19 protein-coding genes are annotated in these 18,893 nt (G+C 69.7%); 6 read left to right on the top strand and 13 right to left on the bottom strand.

The features are described 5' to 3' along the window. Positions 1-54 precede the first annotated feature (54 nt). The 9 genes from BBK82_RS10270 to BBK82_RS10310 all read right to left on the bottom strand — a co-directional run bounded on the left by BBK82_RS10270 (position 55) and on the right by BBK82_RS10310 (position 9,063). Entirely contained in the window at positions 55-1,674 is a 1,620-nt protein-coding gene (locus tag BBK82_RS10270) for a peptide ABC transporter substrate-binding protein (RefSeq protein ID WP_065914792.1), read from the bottom strand. Between the two features lie 175 nt (positions 1,675-1,849). Then, entirely contained in the window at positions 1,850-2,791 is a 942-nt protein-coding gene (locus tag BBK82_RS10275) for a Ppx/GppA phosphatase family protein (RefSeq protein WP_065914793.1), read from the bottom strand. An 88-nt stretch (positions 2,792-2,879) separates the two neighbouring features. Then, a complete protein-coding gene (locus BBK82_RS10280) occupies positions 2,880-3,431 on the bottom strand; it encodes a GNAT family N-acetyltransferase (protein ID WP_065920958.1) in 552 nt (183 codons plus the stop codon). Positions 3,432-3,483: 52 nt separating this feature from the next. Beyond that, positions 3,484-4,458, bottom strand: coding sequence for a GNAT family N-acetyltransferase (locus tag BBK82_RS10285; RefSeq protein WP_065914794.1), 975 nt, complete (start codon positions 4,456-4,458; stop codon positions 3,484-3,486). 76 nt (positions 4,459-4,534) lie between these two features. Continuing rightward, positions 4,535-5,860, bottom strand: a complete 1,326-nt coding sequence (locus BBK82_RS10290; protein WP_065914795.1) for a lytic transglycosylase domain-containing protein — start codon at positions 5,858-5,860, stop codon at positions 4,535-4,537. A 152-nt stretch (positions 5,861-6,012) separates the two neighbouring features. Further along, the gene (locus BBK82_RS10295; RefSeq protein WP_065914796.1) at positions 6,013-6,516 is read right to left on the bottom strand and encodes a DUF501 domain-containing protein; all 504 of its coding nucleotides are present in this window, start codon (positions 6,514-6,516) and stop codon (positions 6,013-6,015) included. Further along, entirely contained in the window at positions 6,492-6,986 is a 495-nt protein-coding gene (locus BBK82_RS10300; RefSeq protein ID WP_071812564.1) for an FtsB family cell division protein, read from the bottom strand. The genes BBK82_RS10295 and BBK82_RS10300 overlap by 25 nt, the downstream gene beginning before the upstream one ends. 3 nt (positions 6,987-6,989) lie before the next feature. Beyond that, a complete protein-coding gene (eno, locus tag BBK82_RS10305) occupies positions 6,990-8,276 on the bottom strand; it encodes a phosphopyruvate hydratase (RefSeq protein ID WP_065914798.1) in 1,287 nt (428 codons plus the stop codon). A 154-nt stretch (positions 8,277-8,430) separates the two neighbouring features. Beyond that, complete coding sequence (locus tag BBK82_RS10310) at positions 8,431-9,063, bottom strand: GntR family transcriptional regulator (protein WP_083268758.1); 633 nt, start codon at positions 9,061-9,063, stop codon at positions 8,431-8,433. Positions 9,064-9,144: 81 nt separating this feature from the next. On the opposite strand from BBK82_RS10310, the gene BBK82_RS10315 reads away from it, so the two are divergent. Continuing rightward, positions 9,145-10,131, top strand: a complete 987-nt coding sequence (locus BBK82_RS10315; protein ID WP_065914800.1) for a YbhB/YbcL family Raf kinase inhibitor-like protein — start codon at positions 9,145-9,147, stop codon at positions 10,129-10,131. On the opposite strand, the gene BBK82_RS10320 is transcribed toward BBK82_RS10315, so the two are convergent. Then, complete coding sequence (locus tag BBK82_RS10320; RefSeq protein ID WP_065914801.1) at positions 10,070-11,338, bottom strand: cytochrome P450; 1,269 nt, start codon at positions 11,336-11,338, stop codon at positions 10,070-10,072. The genes BBK82_RS10315 and BBK82_RS10320 overlap by 62 nt on opposite strands. Before the next feature lie 16 nt (positions 11,339-11,354). Between BBK82_RS10320 and BBK82_RS10325 the strand changes: the two genes are divergently transcribed. Continuing rightward, the gene (locus tag BBK82_RS10325) at positions 11,355-12,056 is read left to right on the top strand and encodes an alpha/beta fold hydrolase (RefSeq protein WP_065914802.1); all 702 of its coding nucleotides are present in this window, start codon (positions 11,355-11,357) and stop codon (positions 12,054-12,056) included. On the opposite strand, the gene BBK82_RS10330 is transcribed toward BBK82_RS10325, so the two are convergent. The 3 genes from BBK82_RS10330 to BBK82_RS10340 all read right to left on the bottom strand — a co-directional run bounded on the left by BBK82_RS10330 (position 12,041) and on the right by BBK82_RS10340 (position 14,851). After that, entirely contained in the window at positions 12,041-12,781 is a 741-nt protein-coding gene (locus BBK82_RS10330) for an SDR family NAD(P)-dependent oxidoreductase (RefSeq protein WP_065914803.1), read from the bottom strand. The genes BBK82_RS10325 and BBK82_RS10330 overlap by 16 nt on opposite strands. 50 nt (positions 12,782-12,831) lie before the next feature. Next, complete coding sequence (locus BBK82_RS10335; protein ID WP_170067893.1) at positions 12,832-14,349, bottom strand: BTAD domain-containing putative transcriptional regulator; 1,518 nt, start codon at positions 14,347-14,349, stop codon at positions 12,832-12,834. A gap of 61 nt (positions 14,350-14,410) precedes the next feature. Then, positions 14,411-14,851, bottom strand: a complete 441-nt coding sequence (locus BBK82_RS10340; RefSeq protein WP_065914805.1) for an Lrp/AsnC family transcriptional regulator — start codon at positions 14,849-14,851, stop codon at positions 14,411-14,413. Between the two features lie 81 nt (positions 14,852-14,932). Between BBK82_RS10340 and BBK82_RS10345 the strand changes: the two genes are divergently transcribed. The 4 genes from BBK82_RS10345 to BBK82_RS10360 all read left to right on the top strand — a co-directional run bounded on the left by BBK82_RS10345 (position 14,933) and on the right by BBK82_RS10360 (position 18,062). Continuing rightward, positions 14,933-16,072, top strand: coding sequence for a MalY/PatB family protein (locus BBK82_RS10345; RefSeq protein ID WP_065914806.1), 1,140 nt, complete (start codon positions 14,933-14,935; stop codon positions 16,070-16,072). 146 nt (positions 16,073-16,218) lie between these two features. Then, positions 16,219-16,602 (top strand): tetratricopeptide repeat protein, encoded by a 384-nt coding sequence (locus tag BBK82_RS10350; RefSeq protein ID WP_065914807.1) that lies wholly within the window; start codon positions 16,219-16,221, stop codon positions 16,600-16,602. Next, on the top strand, positions 16,602-17,120 hold the full coding sequence (locus tag BBK82_RS10355; RefSeq protein WP_065914808.1) for a hypothetical protein: 519 nt from the start codon (positions 16,602-16,604) through the stop codon (positions 17,118-17,120). The genes BBK82_RS10350 and BBK82_RS10355 overlap by 1 nt, the downstream gene beginning before the upstream one ends. Positions 17,121-17,249: 129 nt before the next feature. Next, entirely contained in the window at positions 17,250-18,062 is an 813-nt protein-coding gene (locus BBK82_RS10360) for a lysozyme family protein (RefSeq protein ID WP_154697228.1), read from the top strand. Positions 18,063-18,893: the final 831 nt, after the last annotated feature.

Consider the following 18,893-nt stretch of genomic DNA (forward strand, 5'->3'; position numbering starts at 1 on the left):
CGCTGGGTGGACGCGAGGCCGGATACTGCGTGTTGCTCAGCGGGTGTTCGGCTGTCAGCCCTTGACGCGGAAGGACGCGAGGTCCGCGTCACGCTTGAAGGTCAGCTTGGCGGCGAGCAGGTTCTTGGAACGGCCGCCGATGCCCTTCTCGTTCCAGGTCGGGATGGACGGCATCTGCTTCGCGATGATGTCCTCCGCCTGCTGGTACAGCTTGATCGCGGCCGCCTCGTCCGCGGTGCCGTCGGCCTGCTCCAGGAGCTTGTCGACCTCGGGGTTCGAGAAGTTCGAGTCGTTCGACGAACCACCGGTGCGGTACAGCGGGTTGAGGAAGTTCTCGATCGACGGGTAGTCGGCCGACCAGTCGGAACGGCTCATGCCGGTCAGCTGCTTGCCGTCGACGATCTGGCGGAACGCACCGAAGTTGGTGGCACCGACGAACTCGCACTCGACGCCCAGCGCGTCCTTGATGCTGTTGCAGGCCGCCTCGAGCGGCTCCTTGCGGCCACCGTCCTGGTTGGACTGGATGGTCAGCTTGCCGGTGAAGCCGGACTCCTGGAAGAGCTGCTTCGCCTTGTCCTTGTTGTACGTGCAGAACTCGCCGCAAACGCCCTTGCGGTAGCCGTTGATGCCGGGCGAGACCCAGCCGTCGGACGGCGTGTACGAGCCCGCGAGCACGGTCTTGGTGATCTGCTCCCGGTTGATGGCCATCGAGATGGCCTGGCGGAGCTTCACGTTGTCCTTGAACGCCGGCACGTAGTACGGCAGCGCGATCGCGGACTGGCCCAGCAGGTTCGCGGTGAGCACCTGGTCACCGAGGTCCGCCTTGTACTTCTCGCCGACCTTGGCCGACGGGGGCAGGGCCTCCATGAAGTCCAGCTTGCCGGCCACCAGGTCCTGGTAGGCGGTCTCCTGGCTGGAGTAGATCTTGATGTCGAGGGTCTTGAAGTGGATCTTCTCGCCCTTGTAGTCGTCGAAGCGCTCGAGCTTGATGAGCGAGTTCGGCGTGCGCGAGACGAACTTCAGCGGGCCGTTGCCGATCGGCTTGGCCTCGAACGCCTTGGGGTCCGCGAAGAACGCGTCCGGCAGCGGCGAGAACGGCAGGTAGCCGATCATCGTCGTGAAGACCGAGGTGGGCGCGTTGAGCGTGACCTTGAACTCGTAGTCGCCGACGACCTCGAGGCCGGACATCTTGTCCGCGGTCGGCTTCGCGGCCTCGTCGGACGGGTGCACGTCCTTGAAGCCCTGGATGACCGAGAAGAACGAGGCGCCCTGCTGGGCGTTGTTCGAGTTCGCGGACCAGTTCCATCCGTCGACGAAGTTCTTCGCCTTGACGTCGGTGCCGTCGTGGAACTTCCAGCCCTGCTTGAGCTTGATGTTGTAGACCTTGGCGTCACTGGACGTGATCGACTCGGCCAGGAGGTTCGTCGGCTTGCCGTCCTCCGGCGCGTAGTCGACCAGGCGCGCGAACAGGGCCTCGGTGACCTTCGAGCCACCGGCCTCGGTCGTGTTGGCCGGGAACAGCGTGCTCTTGGGCTCGGTGCCGTAGATCGACACCGTGCCCTCGGGGTTCTCCTTGCCCTCGGAGGTGGTGGAACCGCCACCCCCGCCGCACGCGCTGAGCGTCATGGCCAGCGCGGCCGGCAAAGCCACCCACGCAACCCGTGATCGCGACATCTTCTCTCCCGCCTATTCCCGGCGGCGCCGCAAGTGGTGCGGGCGCACGCCTCCCCGGGAGGTCTCGTCCACCTCCCAAAACGTGAGAGGACGTTAACCGGGCTGTCCAGGAGTACGCGCACCGAAAGCGGTCACAAAATAGTCACGATCGCCTCAAGTCGACCTTAATTCGCCTCTAGACCAGCGAAAACGCGATGCCGTCGAGGATGTCGTGCTCACTGCAAACGAGCACGTCGATACCCGCGCGATTCTGCAGCTCCTCGGCAATCGCACGCAGAACGATCGCTCCACCGCAGATGACGTCCACCCGGCCGGGATGCATGGGTCCCAACCTGGCCCGTTCATCATGCGTCATCGCGAGAACACTGTCAGTGATTTCACGGACATTGTCAAGTGTGATGCGGGAGAGGTGGATTTCGTCGCTGTTGTACACCTCAAGGCCCTGGACCAGGGCGGACAACGTCGTAACCGTTCCAGCAACACCGATCCAGGTGCGCGTCTTCTCGACCGGAACAGTTTCGAACGCCAATTGAACCTGCTCGCGCGCAAACGCTTCCGCTTTGTCCACCTCGCCCTTCGCGGGCGGATCGGAGTGCAGGAATCGCTCGGTCAGCCGGACGCACCCGATGTCCATCGACCGCGCGGCCTCGACGTCGGATCCGCCGCCGAGGACGAACTCGGTCGAACCTCCACCCAGATCGGTGACGAGGAAGGGTCCCTCGTCCGGGTCGAGGTCGGCCACCGCGCCGAGGTAGGACAGCCGCGCCTCCTCGTCCCCGGTGATCACCTCGGCCGGCGCCCCGAGGATCTCGCGGGTCATGTCGAAGAACTCGTCCCGGTTGCGCGCGTCCCGCGTGGCACTCGTGGCCACCATCCGTGCGCGCTCCACGCCCTTGCGCTGCATCGTGCGCGCGTAGTCGAGCAGCGCCTCCCTCGTGCGCCGGATCGCGTCGGGGTGCAGCTCCCCCGTCGCGTCCACCCCCTGCCCGAGCCGCACGACCTGCATCTCGCGGTGCACGTCGCGCAGCCACGCCGTACCGTCGTCCCGCTTCGTCACGTCCGCGACCAGCAGGCGGATCGAGTTGGTCCCGCAGTCGATGGCGGCAACCCGCGCCATGGATCACTCCTCGGTTCGATGTTCTCCGGCAAGCATGGCGCAGACCACCGAGCCGGCCCACTCGCCCTCGGCCGCGGCGACCGGGTGGTCAGGCCGTACCCCGCCACTCCTCTTCGAGGACCGCGTAGACGAAGAGGTCGCCCCACTCGCCCTTGAAGATCTCGTTCTGCCGGTGGTGCGCCTCCCTGCGCATCCCGAGCCGTTCCATCAGGCGCCACGACGGCTCGTTGCGCGGGTCGCACTGCGCGATGACCCGGTGCAGGTGCAGCTGGCCGAAGGCGAGGTCGAGCATCTGCTCGGCGGCCTCGCGCGCGTAGCCCCTGCCGTGGAAGGCCGGGTTGAAGATGTAGCCCAGCTCGCCCTGCCGGTTGTCCCTGCTCAGCCACTTGATGTCGATCTCGCCGATGACCGTGCCGTCGAGGGTGGCGGCGAGCGCGAGGGACTGGCCCTCCTCGGTGAGCTCGTCCATGGCGGACCACTTGGCGAGCTTCTCCGCGGTCTCGGCCTCGGTCAGGGCCTCGTCGTAGAGGTAGCGGGCGAGCTCGGGCAGGCGGCGGTAGGCGTGGACGTCGGCGAGGTCGGTGACCTCGAAGGGGCGGAGGAGGAGGCGGTCGGTCTTGATCGGGTAGTCAGGACGCACGGGGTCCACCTTGCCAAGGAACGCCGTGCGCGCCTCCTGAATTTTCGCGGTGTCACGAAAGCCGCGGTCGAGGTCGCGCGTCGCCGTGGCGACCCGGTGGGACGACCTCCCACCTCTCCCCCGTCTCCGCGAAGTCCGGCTCGCGGACCAACAGGTGAGGGGTGACGTGCTCGGCGGACAACAGCCCTTCGACGATCGCGCGAGCAGCGGCCGACCCGGCCCCGCCGTGCACCGGCCACAGCTGCGGCCCCGGATCGGCACCTTCGGCGAACTCGCCGACGAGCACCGCGCCGTCCGCCGCGGGAACCGGCCACAGCCCGAACAGCCTGTCGTCCTCCTGGTCGGGGTCGAACCGTTCCGCGACCAGCTTGAAGTACCAGCACGCGTCCCCGGCCGCACTGACCACCACGCCCTCGATCGGACCGTCGTACCAGCCGAAGGTGAGCAGCACCGAAGCCCTCGCCGACGGCTTCGCGCGGTCACGCCACTCCCGCGCGAGCACCGAGTAGGTGACGAGGTCGAGCCACTCCCCCTCGACCAGCAGGTTCTGCCGGTGGTACGCCTCCTTGCGCATCCCCAGCCGCTCCATCAGCCGCCACGACGGCACGTTCTCCGGGTTGGCCTGCGCGACGATCCGGTGCAACCCGAGCTCCTCGAACCCGAACCGCAGCAACTCCCCCGCCGCCTCGCCCGCCAGGCCACGGCCGCCGAACTCGGGGTTGAAGACGTAGCCGATCTCGCCCTGCCGGTGCTCCTCGCTGAGCCACTTGAACACGACGTCCCCGACGACCCGGTTCGCCTCCGGCCAGAACACGGCGAGCGAGAGGGCCTGCCCGTCGGGGGTCAGCGACGTCCTGGCCGCCTTGGCGGCGAGGAGGTCGGCGGCCGCGGCGTGGGTGGTCACCTTGTTGAGGAGGTAGCGGTTGACGTCGGGGTGGGTGCGGTAGGCGGCGTAGTCGGCGAGGTCGCCGGTGGTGAAGGGGCGCAGGAGCAGGCGGGTGGTTTCGAGGGGGTAGTCGGGGAGCACGGGACCACCCTGCCAAGAAACGCGGGCGCCGCCGCGCGAATTACGGGGCGGTCAGGGCCTCACGCCGGGAACAGCATCAGGTCGTGGTGCTCACGACCGGGCCGCTCGACCCCGTCACCGGCGCCGCGCTGCTGGGAACCGCGCTGCTGGTAGCCGCGGTCGTCGTCTGCTGGGTCGTCGTCTGCTGGGTCGTCGTCTCCACCCGCGTGGTCGAGCCCGGCGTCTCGCTCGACGAGGAACCGACCGGCGGGTTCGACGGCTCCTGTGCGGGCGGGGTGGAGGACGACGAAGACGGTGGCGTGGAAGAAGAGGACGACGGCGGGCACGACGGCGACGTGGAGGACGGCGGCGTCGAGGAAGAGGACGACGACGGCGGGGTCGACGACGAAGGCGGCGTGCACGGGTTCGAGGACGAAGGCGGCGTCGACGGTGAGGAGGAGGTCGACGACGGCGGGTTGGAGGTGCCGGGGTTGTCCGGGTTGCCGCCGGGGTTCGGGGTGCCGGGGTTGCCCGGGGTCGGGTTCAGGACGTTGTTGCCGTCGTCGGGGAGCAGCGGCAGCGCGTCGACGTTGTCGGAGTACTGCTTGGCCCACTTCAGGACCGTGCGGACGTACTCGTTGGAGTTGTTGTAGCGGAAGATCGCGGCCGAGCGGGCGGACGGCTGGGTGAGGTCGCCGCCGCCTGCGCAGAGGTAGCGGCCGGCGCCCAGGGCGGCGTCGTAGATGTTGTTCGGGTTGATGACGCCGTCGTCGTTGCCGTCGGCGCTGTAGCCGGCCCAGGTGCTCGGGATGAACTGCATCGGGCCGACCGCGCGGTCCCAGGTGGTGTCGCCGTCGAGGCGGCCGCCGTCGGTGTCGCGGATGGCGGCCATGCCGGGGGCGCCGTTGAGGACCGGGCCGAGGATCTTGGGGGTGGCGTCGCCGAGGCCGGTCACGCGGCCGTTGTTGGCGTGGTTGGACTCGACCTTGCCGATGCCGGCGAGCAGGGCCCAGTCGAGCTTGCAGCCGGGGACCAGGGTGGCCATCTTGTCCTCGGCGCGCAGGTAGGCCTCCAGCACGACGCCGGGGATGCCGTAGTCGCCGGGGAAGTCCTCGATGATGCCGGGGTCGTTGTCCAGGTCGTCGATGTCGCCGTCTTCGAGGTCGAGCAGCAGCGCGGCGCTCAGCTCGTCGGACAACGGCAGGCGGCCGGTGGCGCCGAGCTCGGACGGGTCGCGGCGCAACGCTCCGAAGACGTCGGCCGGGCCCAGGGTGACGGCCATGTCGGAGTGCTTGGAGACGTTGACCCAGTCGACCAGCTTGGTGCCCACGATCATCGCCGGCGCGAGCATGGCAGCCAGCGCGGCCACGGCGAAGCCCTTGTGACGGGCTGACAGAGCCGCGGGACCACGCAGTTTGGCCATTGCCACGAATACTCACCTCTCGTGCGTCATCGCGGCGCGCCGTTCCACAGTTACGGCGTGCGCCCCCTCGCTGCCCTGTTCCCAGCCTGCCTCACTCGCGGGTCCAGGTGTACCCAAGACGGAGTGAAGCGCCTGTTCGGTTCCGTTGACTGTTAACTGGCTGAACAGTCACCGGCCGGCCACAGGGCCTGCTCCCGCAAGAGTGCCAGCGCCTCGTCCCCGAAGGGATTGACCCCGGGGCCCTTCGCGAGGGCATGGGCGACGTGCACGTGGAGGCACTTGACCCTGCTCGGCATGCCGCCCGCGGTGACTTGCGTTCCCAGCGACTCGATGGCGTCCCGCTCGGCGAGGTACGACTCGTGCGCGCGCTGGTAGGCCGCCGCGAGCTCGGGGTCCTCCGCGAGCCGCTCGGTCTGCTCCTTCATCAGCCCGCTGCCCTCCAGCGTGCTGACCAGGGAGTTCAGCTTCGGGCAGGTCAGGTAGAACATCGTCGGGAACGGGGTCCCGTCCGGCAGCCGCGGGTTCGTCTGCACGACGTTCGGGTGCCCGGAAGGGCACCGCGACGCGATCGCACGGGTACCGCGCGGCGTCCGGCCGAGCTGCTGAGCGACCGTCTCCAGGTCAGCAGCGTCTACTTGTGCGTCACCGATTGCCAAAGTTCCTCGTACCAAGACTGGTTCGCCGACGGCTTGCCCGACGGACGCTCCGATTCAGTGTTGCGGTTCTCGTCACCCGGCAGCTGCACGATGTACGGCGTCTCGCCGGGCCGCACCCAGTGCAGCCGCTTGCGCGCCTCGATCTCGACGAACGCCGGGTCGTTCAGCTGCGACTTGCGGTGCTCCAGCGCGGCGACCTGCTCGCGGAGCTTGTCCGACTCCGCGTTCGCGTCGCGCAGCTCGTCGCGCTGGGACAGGTAGGTCCGCAGCGGGACCGCGATGCTCAACGCCAGTGCGCACAGCACCATCGCGAACATCGCGGCCCGCCGCGTCCCGGTCATCCCGAAGGCGCCGCCCGTGCCGTCGGAACGGCGGGCGGGCCCCTTCGGACGCGGTGGCTTGCGCGCGCGAGCGGGCCGCGCCTCCCGTTCGGCACGGGGGCGGCGAGGTCGACGCGCGCGCTCGGCCATGCGTCAGCCCTCCGGCGTGTACCGGGGGAACGCCAGCTCGCCCGCGTAACGCGCGGCGTCGCCGAGGCTCTCCTCGATGCGCAGCAGCTGGTTGTACTTCGCGGTGCGCTCACCGCGGGCGGGCGCGCCGGTCTTGATCTGGCCGGCACCGGTCGCGACGGCGAGGTCGGCGATGGTCGTGTCCTCGGTCTCGCCCGAGCGGTGCGACATCATCGACTTGTAGCCGTAGGAGGTGGCCAGCGAGACCGCGTCGAGCGTCTCGGACAGCGTGCCGATCTGGTTGACCTTCACCAGCAGCGCGTTGGCGGCGCGGCGGGAGATGCCCTCCTCCAGGCGCTCCGGGTTCGTGACGAACAGGTCGTCGCCGACGATCTGGACCTTCTCGCCCAGCTCGGCGGTCATCTGCACCCAGCCGTCCCAGTCGTCCTCGGACAGCGGGTCCTCGATGGAGACCATCGGGTAGTCGCGGACCAGCTCGGTGTAGTAGCCGATCATCTGCTCGGCGGAGCGCTTGTTCTTCTCGAACGTGTAGGCGCCGTCGGAGAAGAACTCCGTGGCGGCCACGTCGAGCGCGAGCGCGATGTCGCGGCCCGCGCGGTACCCGGCCTTCTCGATGGCTTCGAGGATCAGGTCGAGCGCGTCGCGGTTGCTGGCGAGGCTGGGGGCGAAACCGCCCTCGTCACCCAGACCCGTGGCGAGGCCCTTGCTCTTCAGCACGGACTTCAGCGCGTGGTAGACCTCGGTGCCCCAGCGCAGGCCCTCGCGGAACGTCTCCGCGCCGATCGGCGCGATCATGAACTCCTGGATGTCCACGTCGGTGTCGGCGTGCGAGCCACCGTTGAGGATGTTCAGCATCGGCACCGGCAGCACGTGCGCGTTCGGCCCGCCGACGTAGCGGAACAGCTCCAGGCCGGAGCTCGTCGCCGCCGCCTTCGCGACCGCGAGCGACACACCCAGGATCGCGTTGGCGCCCAGGCGCCCCTTGTCCGGCGTGCCGTCCAGGTCGACGAGCTTCTGGTCCACGACGCGCTGCTCGACGGCCTCGATGCCGACCAGCTCGGGACCGATCTCGTCGAGCACCGCGGTCACCGCACGCTCGACGCCCTTGCCCAGGTACCGCTTGGCGTCGCCGTCCCGCAGCTCCACCGCCTCGTGCTCACCGGTCGACGCACCCGACGGAACGGCCGCGCGCTCCAGCGTGCCGTCGTCCAGCGCCACCTCGACCTCGACGGTGGGGTTGCCGCGCGAGTCCAGGATCTCGCGTGCTCCGACCTGCTCGATGACCGCCACTTGCGCTCCCTGTTTCTCCTGCGTCTCGTCTCGCGACGAGCCTACTTGGGCCAGGTGACCGGCTGGGGCGCGACACCGTCAGATCACAGCGGGCCACCGGCGCCGGTCTGCTGAATCGTGCCAGAAGTTCGGCACGCCGCCCAGAACTCGATGATCAGGTCTGCTCGACCAGTCCGGAGGCGGTCAGCGCGAGGTGCTGCTCCAGCACGGCGACCGCGGCGCCGGCGTCACGGGCCAGCGCGGCCTCCTCCAGCCGGCGGTGCTCGGCGACGTGGTCCCGACCGGCGTTGCGGCGGGCCGAGAAGCGACGGGCCAGCTCACTGGCGGTCCACATCCGGTCGAACGTCTCCAGCAGGGTGTCGTTGCCGCACCCCTCCAGCAGCGTGCGGTGGAACAGCCGGTGCGCCTCCGCCCACGCCTCGGTGTAGTGCTCACCGCCGTCGAACGGCGGGGTGCGCGCGAGCCGGTGGTGGGCGGCTCGGACCCGCGTCTCCCAGTCGAGGTCACCGCGCTCGACCGCCATCCGCAGCACGACGGGTTCGACCGCGAGCCGGGCCTCGGCGATGTCCTGCCAGCGCCGGTCGGTGAACTCGGGCACGGCGAAACCGCGGTTCGGCAGCCGGTCGGCCAGGCCGTCGCCCACCAGCCGCACCAGCGCCTCGCGCACGACCGCCAGGCTCACCCCGTGCGCTTTGGCCAGGTCCTGGGGCTTGAGAGGGGCACCGGGCGCGTGGCCGCCGCGCATGATCGCGTCACGCAGGTCCGCGTGCACCTGCTCCGAGAGCATCACATCGGCGAGCATAGACGAACCGTCGGATAATCGATTATTGTTGCGATCATCGATCAACCACGGAAGAGGACCTCACCCATGAACGACCCGTTCGCCCGCCTTCCCGAGGCGGCCACCTTCACCGTCACCAGCAGCTCGGTCACCGACGGCGCCGTGTGGGCACCCGAGCAGCTCGGCGGCAAGGACGTCTCGCCCCAGCTGTCCTGGACCGGCGCCCCGGACGGCACCAGGAGCTACGCCGTCACCGTCTACGACCCCGACGCCCCCACCGGGTCCGGTTTCTGGCACTGGGCGGTCGCCGACATCCCCGCCACCTGCACCGATCTGCCCGAAGGCGCCGGTGATGCCACCGGTTCCGGCCTGCCGCAGGGCGCGTTCCAGCTGCCCAACGACGCCCGGCTCGCGCAGTACGTCGGCGCCGCACCGCCCGCGGGCCACGGCCGGCACCGCTACTTCGTCGTCGTGCACGCCCTCGGCGTCGAGTCGATCGGGGTTCCCGCCGACGCGACGCCCGCGCTGCTCGGTTTCCTGATGAGCGCGCACGTCCTCGGCCGCGCCGTCCTGGTCGCCACGGCGGAGACACCGGGGCCGGAGCTGATCGAGGTCTCCCGGCTGGTGCCCGCTCCCGCCGACGCGGTCTTCGCCGTGCTGACCGACCCGTTCGGCCACGTGGAGATCGACGCGTCCGGGATGCTCATGGGCGCCGAGGGCGCCCCGGTCACGCAGGTGGGCGACCGGTTCGTGGTGCACATGGACCGCGAGGCGCTCGGTGACGTGCCGCTGGGCCGGTACGACGTCGACGTGGTGATCACGAAGCTCGTCCCCGGCGAGGAGATCGCGTGGACCGTCGAGGGCCGGGTCGGGCCGCACGCCCGCCACGTGTACGGCTACCGGCTGGCACCGGCCGCGAACGGCACGCTCGTCACCTCGTACTACGACTGGTCGCAGGTCAGCGACGAGTGGCGCGGACGCGTGACGTTCCCGGTGGTGTCGCAGGCAGCGCTCAAGGCGACGCTGGGGATCCTGGAGCGGGTGGTGCGCCGCCGGTCACCGGCAGGTGCTTGACGCCGTTCTGGAAGTTCGACCGCAACCGGCTGACCTCGCCGGCGAGCTCCAGCCGGCCCGGCAGGTCGAGCACCGCCTCGAACACCGCGCGCAGCTGGGTCCTGGCCAGCTGCGCGCCGAGGCAGAAGTGCGGGCCGTGCCCGAAGCTCAGGTGGTCGGCCTCCCGACGGCCCACGTCGAACCGGTCGGGCTCGGTGAACACGCGCTCGTCCCGGTTCGCCGCCGAGAACCACACGACGACCTTGTCCCCCGCCCCGATCTCCACGCCGGACAACGAGGTGTCCTGAATGGCCGTGCGGCGGAAGTGCATCACCGGCGTCCACCAGCGCAGCATCTCCTCGACCGCGGTGCCGAGCAGCGACCGGTCGGCGCGCAGTCGTTCGTACTGGCCGGGGTGGTCGAGCAACGCGATCAGGCCGCCGGGGATGCCGTTGCGCAGGGTCTCGTTGCCCGCCACGGAGAACAACCAGAAGAGGTTCTCGAACTCCTCCAGCGACAGGTCCTCCTGCATGAGGTTGCTGATCACGTCGTCCGATGGATGCGCACGCTTGTACGCGCCCAACGCGTGCGCATAGGCGTAGAGGTCGGGCATGCCGTTGCGTGCGCGCGGGTCGCGGCCATCGTCCGGACGAAGTTCCACCGCCTGCAACGCCATGTCGGTCATGCCGGCGGTGGAGCTGGACGACAGCGCGTACTCGGCGTCCTGGAAACCGATCACGCGGTTGCTCCAGTCGTAGAGCAGCGCACGGTCCTGGCGGGGCACGCCGAAGACGTCGGCGAGCGTCAGCAACGGCAGGTCGGCGACGTCGGCGGCGAAGTCACCGGACGGTTCGGCGACGATCCGGCGGGCGTTCGCGCGGATGCCCTCCTCCAGCCTCGCCACGGCCCGCGGGGTGAACGCCCTGGTCAGCATGCGCCGCAGCCGGGAGTGCTCAGGCGGGTCCTGGTTGAGCATCATGCGCTGGACGTACTTCAGGTCGTCCGGCTGAGGGTCGCGGATCTGGGTGGCGCCGCGGTGCGAGGAGAAGATGGCGGGCGACTTCAACACCGTTCGGACGTCGTCGTAGCGGAAGACCGCCCAGAACGATCCGGCGCCGGAGTCGTCGATGCGCACGACGTTCTTTTCGCGCAGCCGGGTGAGTGCGTCGTACGGGACACCCGAGGTATATGTGTCCGGGTCGACGATCAGCTCGGCATCGGTCCGCATAGAACGGGATTCTGACGTGCTCCATGTCGAACGTGGCGGGAACGGACCGCTGCTGGTGCTGCTGCACGGCCTCGGCGCGACCGGCGAGGTCTGGGACCAGGTCGTCGGGAACTGGCACGGCAGCTGGCTGGTGCCGGATCTGCCCGGTCACGGCCGCAGCGGCCGGATCGAGCGGTACACGTTCGGCTCCATCGCGGCCGCCGTCGCGGAGGTGGTGCCGCGCGAGCCCGTCACGGTCATCGGCCACTCGCTCGGCGGCGTGGTCGGCCTGGCGCTGGCGAGCGGCTGGTTCGGCGTCGAGGTGACGACCGCGGTCGGCGTCGGGATCAAGGTCCAGTGGACCGACGAGGAGCTGGCCAAGGCCGCCGCGCTCGCCGCCAAGCCCGCCAAGGTCTTCGAGACCGAGGCAGAGGCCGTCGACCGCGCCGCCAAGATGGCCGGTGTGCCGCTCAGGCACGGAGTGTCCGAGGTGGACGGCGGCTGGGCACCCGTGCTGGACATGCGCGCGTTCGGCGTCGGCCGCCCGGACATGGCCGGACTGGTGATGGCCGCGCAGGCGCACGTGGTGCTGGCGGCGGGCGAGAACGACCCGATGAGCCCCCAGGAGCACCTGAAGGAGCTGGTGCCGGAGCCGGTGGTGTTCACCGGCGCCGGCCACAACGTGCACGTCGAGTCGCCCTCGTCCCTGTCCGGACTGCTCGCTCAGCTCGCGAGGTAGCCGCCGTCGGCCGCGAGCACCGTGCCGGTCACGAAGCTGGAGCGGTCGGACGCGAGGAACAGCACGACGTCGGCGATCTCCTCCGGCTCGCCGACGCGGGCCAGCGGCAGCTGGTTGCTGAACTCCTCGAACACCTCACCGGCCTGCGTCACCGCGGCGTCGGTGCGGATCGGACCGGGCGCCACCGAGTTGACGCGCACGCCGTGTGCGCCGAACTCGACGGCCCACGAGCGGGTCAGCGCGTCCATCGCGGCCTTGGACGCGCTGTACACGCTGGTGACCGGGTTGCCGACGTCCGCGCCGATGGACGAGATGTTGATGATCGCGCCCTTCTTCTTCGAGACCATCGCCGGAGCGAGGGCCGCGGTGAGGAAGTAGGTGCCGCGCACGTTGACGTCGAAGACCTGGTCGTAGGTCTCGACGGACTGCTCGGTGGTCGGCGCGAACGGGAAGATGCCCGCGTTGTTCACGAGCACGTCGACCTCGCCGACCTCCTGCGCGAGCTTGCGGACGTCGTCGAGGTTTCCGACGTCGGAGACGACGAAGTGGCCGGTGCCGCCGGCCTTCTCGACCAGCTCGACGGTCTCCTTGCCCAGCTCGGCGCGGCGACCGGTGAGGTAGACGGTGGCCCCCGCCTCCGCGAGCCTGACCGCGATCGCGCGGCCGATGCCGGAGGTGGCGCCGGTGACGAGTGCCTTCTTGCCTGCGAGTTCCTTGGTTGACATGTCTACGAACTTGGCCCCACCGGATGGTCGAGCCATAAATTCCGGGTGAATCAGCTGGTCGGAACCAGTGTGCGCAGGCCGTAGAACATCTTCACGAACCGCGGCAGCCGGTACCGGCCGAGCGTCAGCGGCTCGATCAGGTGCACGTCGGCGAGAGACTCCAGCAGCACCTCCATGCACGCCAGATCCATGCCGCTCAGCTCGGCCGCCTCGCAGATGTTGATCACGTCGTGCTCCTGGCGGGCGAAGTCGCGCAGCAGGCGGCGTTCCTCGTCGGTGAGCTGCCGCTCGGCCTTGACCAGCGGCGCCAGCACGGCCCGGCAGTCGGACGGGACGGCGTTGCCGAGCCTGGTCTCCCGTTCCATCTGCCTGACCAGCATCTCGACCGTCCACTGCGGACGGGCGCTGAGCTTGCCGCCGAGCACCCTGATCGGGTTCGGCAGGTAGGAGACACCGGCCAGCACGAACGCGGCCTGCTCGGGTTCGGCGTCGATCCGCCTCGGGTCGAGGACCTTGCGGAACAGCTCGTGCGCCTCGGCCTCGGTGAGCCCGGCGATCTTGAACCAGGTCACGCCGGGAATCTCGTTCAGCCTGCGCAGGCTGGTCAGGATCATCGCGGAGCCCGGCGTGTGCAGATCGCTCAGGGACGCGGCGTCCGGCACGTCGTCGACGATGACCAGGAACCGCTTGCCGCGCGCCTTCTCCCGCCACAGCGCGGCCCGGTCGCCGGTCGGGTTCTCGACACCGACCGCGCGCAGCAGCTCCTGCACGACGTCGTTGCCGCGCACGAAGATCTGGCCGTCGTGGAACCGGTGCTTCGCGAGGTGGCCGATCCGGGTGGCGAGCGCGGTCTTGCCGCTGCCGTGCATGCCGGTGATGCCGACCGTGCCGGGCAGCACCTGCAACGCCCGCGCGATCTCCTGGGCGCGACCGGTGAAGTCGGGCAGGTCCGGTGGCAGCTGCTCGGGCCTGCGGGCGAGCAAAAGGTCGCCGTTGAGGATCTGCGCGTGCACCTTGCGCAGCTCGGGGCCGGGTTCTAGGCCCAGCTCGTCGTTCAGCAGAGCGCGCGCCTGGTGGTACTGGTCGAGCGCCTCCGCCTGCCGGCCGTCGCGGTAGAGGGCGTGCATCAGCAGCGCACGCGGGCGTTCCCGCAACGGGTTCGCGGTCACGTGCTTCTGCAGCTCCAGCACGTCGAGCTCGCGTTCCAGCCAGTCCTCGCGGGCCTTGAGCCGCTGCTGCGCGAGCCTGACCCGTTGCGCGTCGAAGTAGGTGCTGTTCAGGCCTTCGAGCGGCTCACCGCGGCAGTCGTCGACCAGTTCGGCGCGGACGGTGTAGCCGCCGTCCTTCGACTTCAGGTCCAGCTCCGGCAGGGCTTTGCGGATCTTGTACATGTACGTCCGCAGTGCCATCACCGCGCTCGGCGTCGGGTCGTCCCAGACCATGCCGATCAACTGGTCGTTGCTCAACCGGATGCCGTTGTTCAGCAGCAACGCCGCCAGCACCGCGCGTTGCTGGCGCGGGCCGAGGTCGATCTCGTCATCGTCGCGCCAGGCTCGGACTGGACCCATCAGTGAGAAGCGCAGGCTCATGCAACGGCACAACGCCGCCGCGCATTCCCCGCTTCCCGCCTCACGGCAACGGGCGCGGCTCGATGACCTGTTTCATCACAATGGTCGACGTCAGCCCGCGCACACCGGGCAAACGGGCCAGCGTGCCCTCGTACAGCCGCTGGTAGGACGCGAGGTCCTCGGTCACCACCCGCAGCAGGTAGTCGGGGCTGCCGAACAGGCGCTGCGCCTCGACGACGTTGGGCACCGCCGCGAGCGCGCCGTCGAAGTCGTCCAGCGACTCCAGCCGCACCTTGGCGAACACCAGCGCCTCGAACCCGAACCCGATCGCGGCCGCGTCCACCACGGCGCGGTACCCGCGGATCACGCCTTTGTGCTCCAGCTCCCGCAACCGGCGCTGACACCGCGAGATGCTGAGCTGCACGCGTTCGGCGAGATCGGTGACGGTCATCCGGCCGTCACGTTGGAGCTCGGCAAGAATCTTGCGGGCTACCGCGTCCATGTGCACATCTTTGCGCGTTATCTGTGCTCCTGCAGCAAACAACGCAAACACTTGTTGCGTGATCTCTCATAGCTTTGCTGCATGAACCCGTTACGCGAGCTCAAGCTCGACCAGCTGAAGCAGCGGACCAGCATGAAGTGGCGGTACTACCCGGAGGACGTGCTACCGGTCTGGGTGGCCGAGATGGACGTTCCGCTGGCCGAACCGGTCGCGCGGGCGATCACCGACGCGGTGGCGCTGGGCGACACCGGCTACCCGGCCGGCACCGCCTACGCCGAGGCGCTGGCGGCGTTCGGACGGGAGCGCTGGGGCTGGGAACCCGCCGTGGAGCGCACCGCGATCGTGCCGGACGTGATGATGGGCGTCGTCGAGATGTTCCGGCTGGTGTCGGCTCGGGACGCGCCCGTCGTGGTCAACTGCCCGGTCTACCCGCCCTTCTACCAGTTCGTCGAGTCGCTGGGGCGGACGGTCGTCGAGGCGCCGCTGTCGTCGTCGTGGCGGATCGACTTCCCGGTGCTGGAACAGGCTTTCGACCGTGCCGGGCGTGGCGCGGTGTACCTGTTGTGCAGCCCGCACAACCCGACCGGGACCGTCCACACCGCCGCCGAGCTGGCGGCCGTCGCGGAGCTGGCCGACCGGTACGGCGTGCGGGTGGTCGTGGACGAGATCCACGCGCCGCTCGTGGCGTCCGGGGTGCGGTTCGTGCCCTACCTGAGCGTGTCGGGCAACGCGCTGTCGCTGATGTCGGCGTCGAAGGCGTGGAACCTGGCCGGGCTCAAGGCGGCACTGGCCATCGCGGGCCCGGAGGCGGCGGAGGACCTCGCGCGGCTGCCGGAGGAGGTCGGCCATGGCCCGAGCCACGTCGGGATCCTCGCCCACACCGCGGCCTTCCGGGACGGCGGCGAGTGGCTCGACGCGGTGCTGACCGGGCTCGACGAGAACCGGCGGCTGCTGGCGGACCTGCTGGCGTCGGAACTGCCGGACGTGGGCTACTCGCCGGGGCAGGGGACGTACCTGGCGTGGCTGGACTGCCGGGCGCTGGGGCTCGGTGAGAGCCCGGCCAAGGAGTTCCTGCGGCGCGGCCGGGTCGCGGTGAACTGCGGGATCCCGTTCGGCAGTGGCGGGGAGGGGTTCGTGCGGATGAACCTGGCAACCTCACCGGAGATCATCACCGAGGCGGTCGAGCGGATGGCCTCGGCGTGCAACGGGACGTCGTCCTGAGCACTCGCCACCGGTGGCCGGGGTCCGAATTGGACTGCGGGCTCGTGCTCGGTTCGCGGCGTTCCGGCTCGGCCCGGCCACCCCTTCAGGTCCTGTCGCCCGGACGGCAGTCGTCGAACCGGCTCGCGGTGGGTACCGTTGATCGAATGACGGACGGCACCTTCGAGGCGTTCCGCAAGGCGGAGGCGTTGCTGGGCCAGCAACGGCCGCTGGACGCGCTGCGCGAGCTGCGCCAGGTGCTGGACGAGGCCCCGGACGCACCGTCCGTGCAGCTGCTCGCCGGCCGCGCCTACCTCGGCACCGCACAGCTGAGGCGGGCGGAGGAGGCGTTCCGCAAGGTCCTCGACCTCGACCCGAGCGACCACTACGCCCGCTTCGCCCTGGGCAAGACCCTGCAACGGCAGCTGCGGCTGCCCGAGGCCCTGGCCCAGCTGCGGATGGCGGTGGCGATGAACCCGTCGCCCGAGTACCAGGAGGCGCTCGGCGAGGTCAAGGCCAGGCTGGCGCTCGGCGGCGACCAACCGGGCTGATGAAGCGCACCTGGGTGCTCGTGACGGTGACCGCCTGCGTGCTGAGCGCGTGCACCGCCCAGCACCCCCAGACCGCCCGCCCGGCACCACCCACCGCCACCAGCTCGGTGGAGGAAACACCGGCCGCCAGCGTGACCGCGACCGCCGACGTGCTGGAACCCGTTCTCCGCCACCGCTTCGCCGACAGCTACGCGGGCCTGGAACTGGACCACGCCAAGCACACGGTGATCGTCTGGCGACTCCCGAACCCGGACCTGGACGCCGAGGTGCGCGCGCTGGCACCGGGCGCGAAGATCGCGTTCACCGAGGCCCGCCTCCCGATCGCACGCCGCAGCACCCTGGCCGCGCAGATCACGAGCGACCAAGCGCTGTGGGCGGAACGAGGCGTGAACGTGGTCGCAACCGCCGTGGGCGACGCGTCCGTTCAAGTGAGCGTCAAACGGGTGACCGCACAAACCAAACGCGCAATGGCCGAGCACTACGGTTGCTGGGCCATCGACGTCAAAGAAGTCATTTGAGATTTCATTCTCCTCAAAAGCTCCGGCTCATTCTGCGAAGTTTCACTTCATCGTGTACGCCCTGCTCCGCGCGAGGTTGCGTTCCTCAATCGAGCCACCCGCTTGCCGCGAGCACGTAGCCTGGTTCTCGTGGTCCCGCCGCCGCTCGAACCCCGCCACCGCTCCCGCTCGGCCAACATCGCCGGCCGCATCGTCCTGGTGCTGCTCCTGATCGTGGTCGTAGCAGCAGGAGCCTGGGGCCTGGGCGCCCTGAACCGCCGCGACGCCGCCCCCCTGGGCCCACCCCCGTTCCCGGTCCCCCTCCAAGAGGTAGAACCAGGCGCCGCCGCCCCCGGCAACGCCATCGCCCCCTCCACCGCAAACGGCCCGAACCCGCTCACCGAATGGGCAACCCGCGTCGCCTCGAAAACCGACATCCCCCTCCGCGCCCTGCACGCCTACGCCGCCGCCGACATATCAATGCAAACCGAAGCCCCTGCCTGCCGCATCTCCTGGGCGACCCTCGCAGGAATCGGCCGAATCGAATCGCACCACGGCAACATCAACGGCGCCCGCCTCCAAGAAAACGGCCTCCCCTCCCGCCCCATCATCGGCATCCCACTGGACGGCTCCCCCGGTATCAAAGCCATCCGCGACACCGACGGCGGCCGCCTGGACACCGACACCACCTGGGACCGCGCAGTGGGCCCGATGCAGTTCATCCCGGGCACCTGGAACCGCTGGGCAAAACGCGCCGCCCCCGACGGCCTCCCCGCCGACCCGCAAAACATCGACGACGCGGCCCTGACCGCGGCCCGCTACCTGTGCGGCGGCGGAGCCCGCGACCTCGGCACCGGCGCAGGCTGGTGGGCAGCCGTGCTCGCCTACAACAACTCGGTGGAGTACGGGCAGAACGTGTTCAGCGGCGCGGATGCCTACGCGCGGGCAAGCGCGTCCCAGTAGCCTGCTCTTGGGTTGGCTCAGCGGGTTCTTGTGCTTTGCGGCTCGTCTGACCTGGGCGAACGCGTAGTCCGCGACACGATCGGGTGACCTCTGTCCTGATCCGGTCCTGGTGACGTCTATCAGGCATGTCCCAAACACATGGTCACGATCGCCCGCAGATATGGAAACGCGAGACGGGCGCCGCACTCATGCCCTTCCGCACAGGGAGATCTGGCACCTTTCCTTTGCCGCGTCGGGCTCCTGCCTCACGTCGCCAGGCCGAGCTGCTGTTTGCCCTCACCGGGTCGGGCTGCTGTCTCGCCCCGCCAGGCCCGGCTCCTGTTTCACCCACCGGGTCCGGCTCCTGTTTCGCCCCACCGGCTGGGCTCCTGTCTTGCCCCACCGGCTGGGCTCCTGTCTTGCCCCACCGGCTGGGCTCCTGTCTCGCCCCACCGGCTGGGCTCCTGTCTCGCCCCACCGGCTGGGCTCCTGTCTCGCCCCACCGGCTGGGCTCCTGTCTCGCCTCACCGGCTGGGCTCCTGTCTCGCCTCACCGGCTGGGCTCCTGTTTTCTCGCTGGCCTGGGGTGGTGTGGTTTCGTCACGAGTCGCAGGCGAAGCCCTGCCGCGCTTGGAGGGATGAGTCAAGTCCACGCTCTTCGGACTTGACTCATCCCTCCAAGGGTGGCTGCCTCTGGTGCGACTCGGGACGAAACCACACCACCAACGCACGCCCCTACGCAGCCGCAAGCCGCCCAACCCAACCGGCGTGCCATCAACCCACGAACGGCGCCGGCCCGGTTTTTGATCAGATTGTCAGGGGGTCGAGGGGGACGGAGTCCCCCCGCCGCCGG

Origin of the sequence: Lentzea guizhouensis, assembly GCF_001701025.1 — a bacterium.
GTDB lineage: Bacteria > Actinomycetota > Actinomycetes > Mycobacteriales > Pseudonocardiaceae > Lentzea > Lentzea guizhouensis.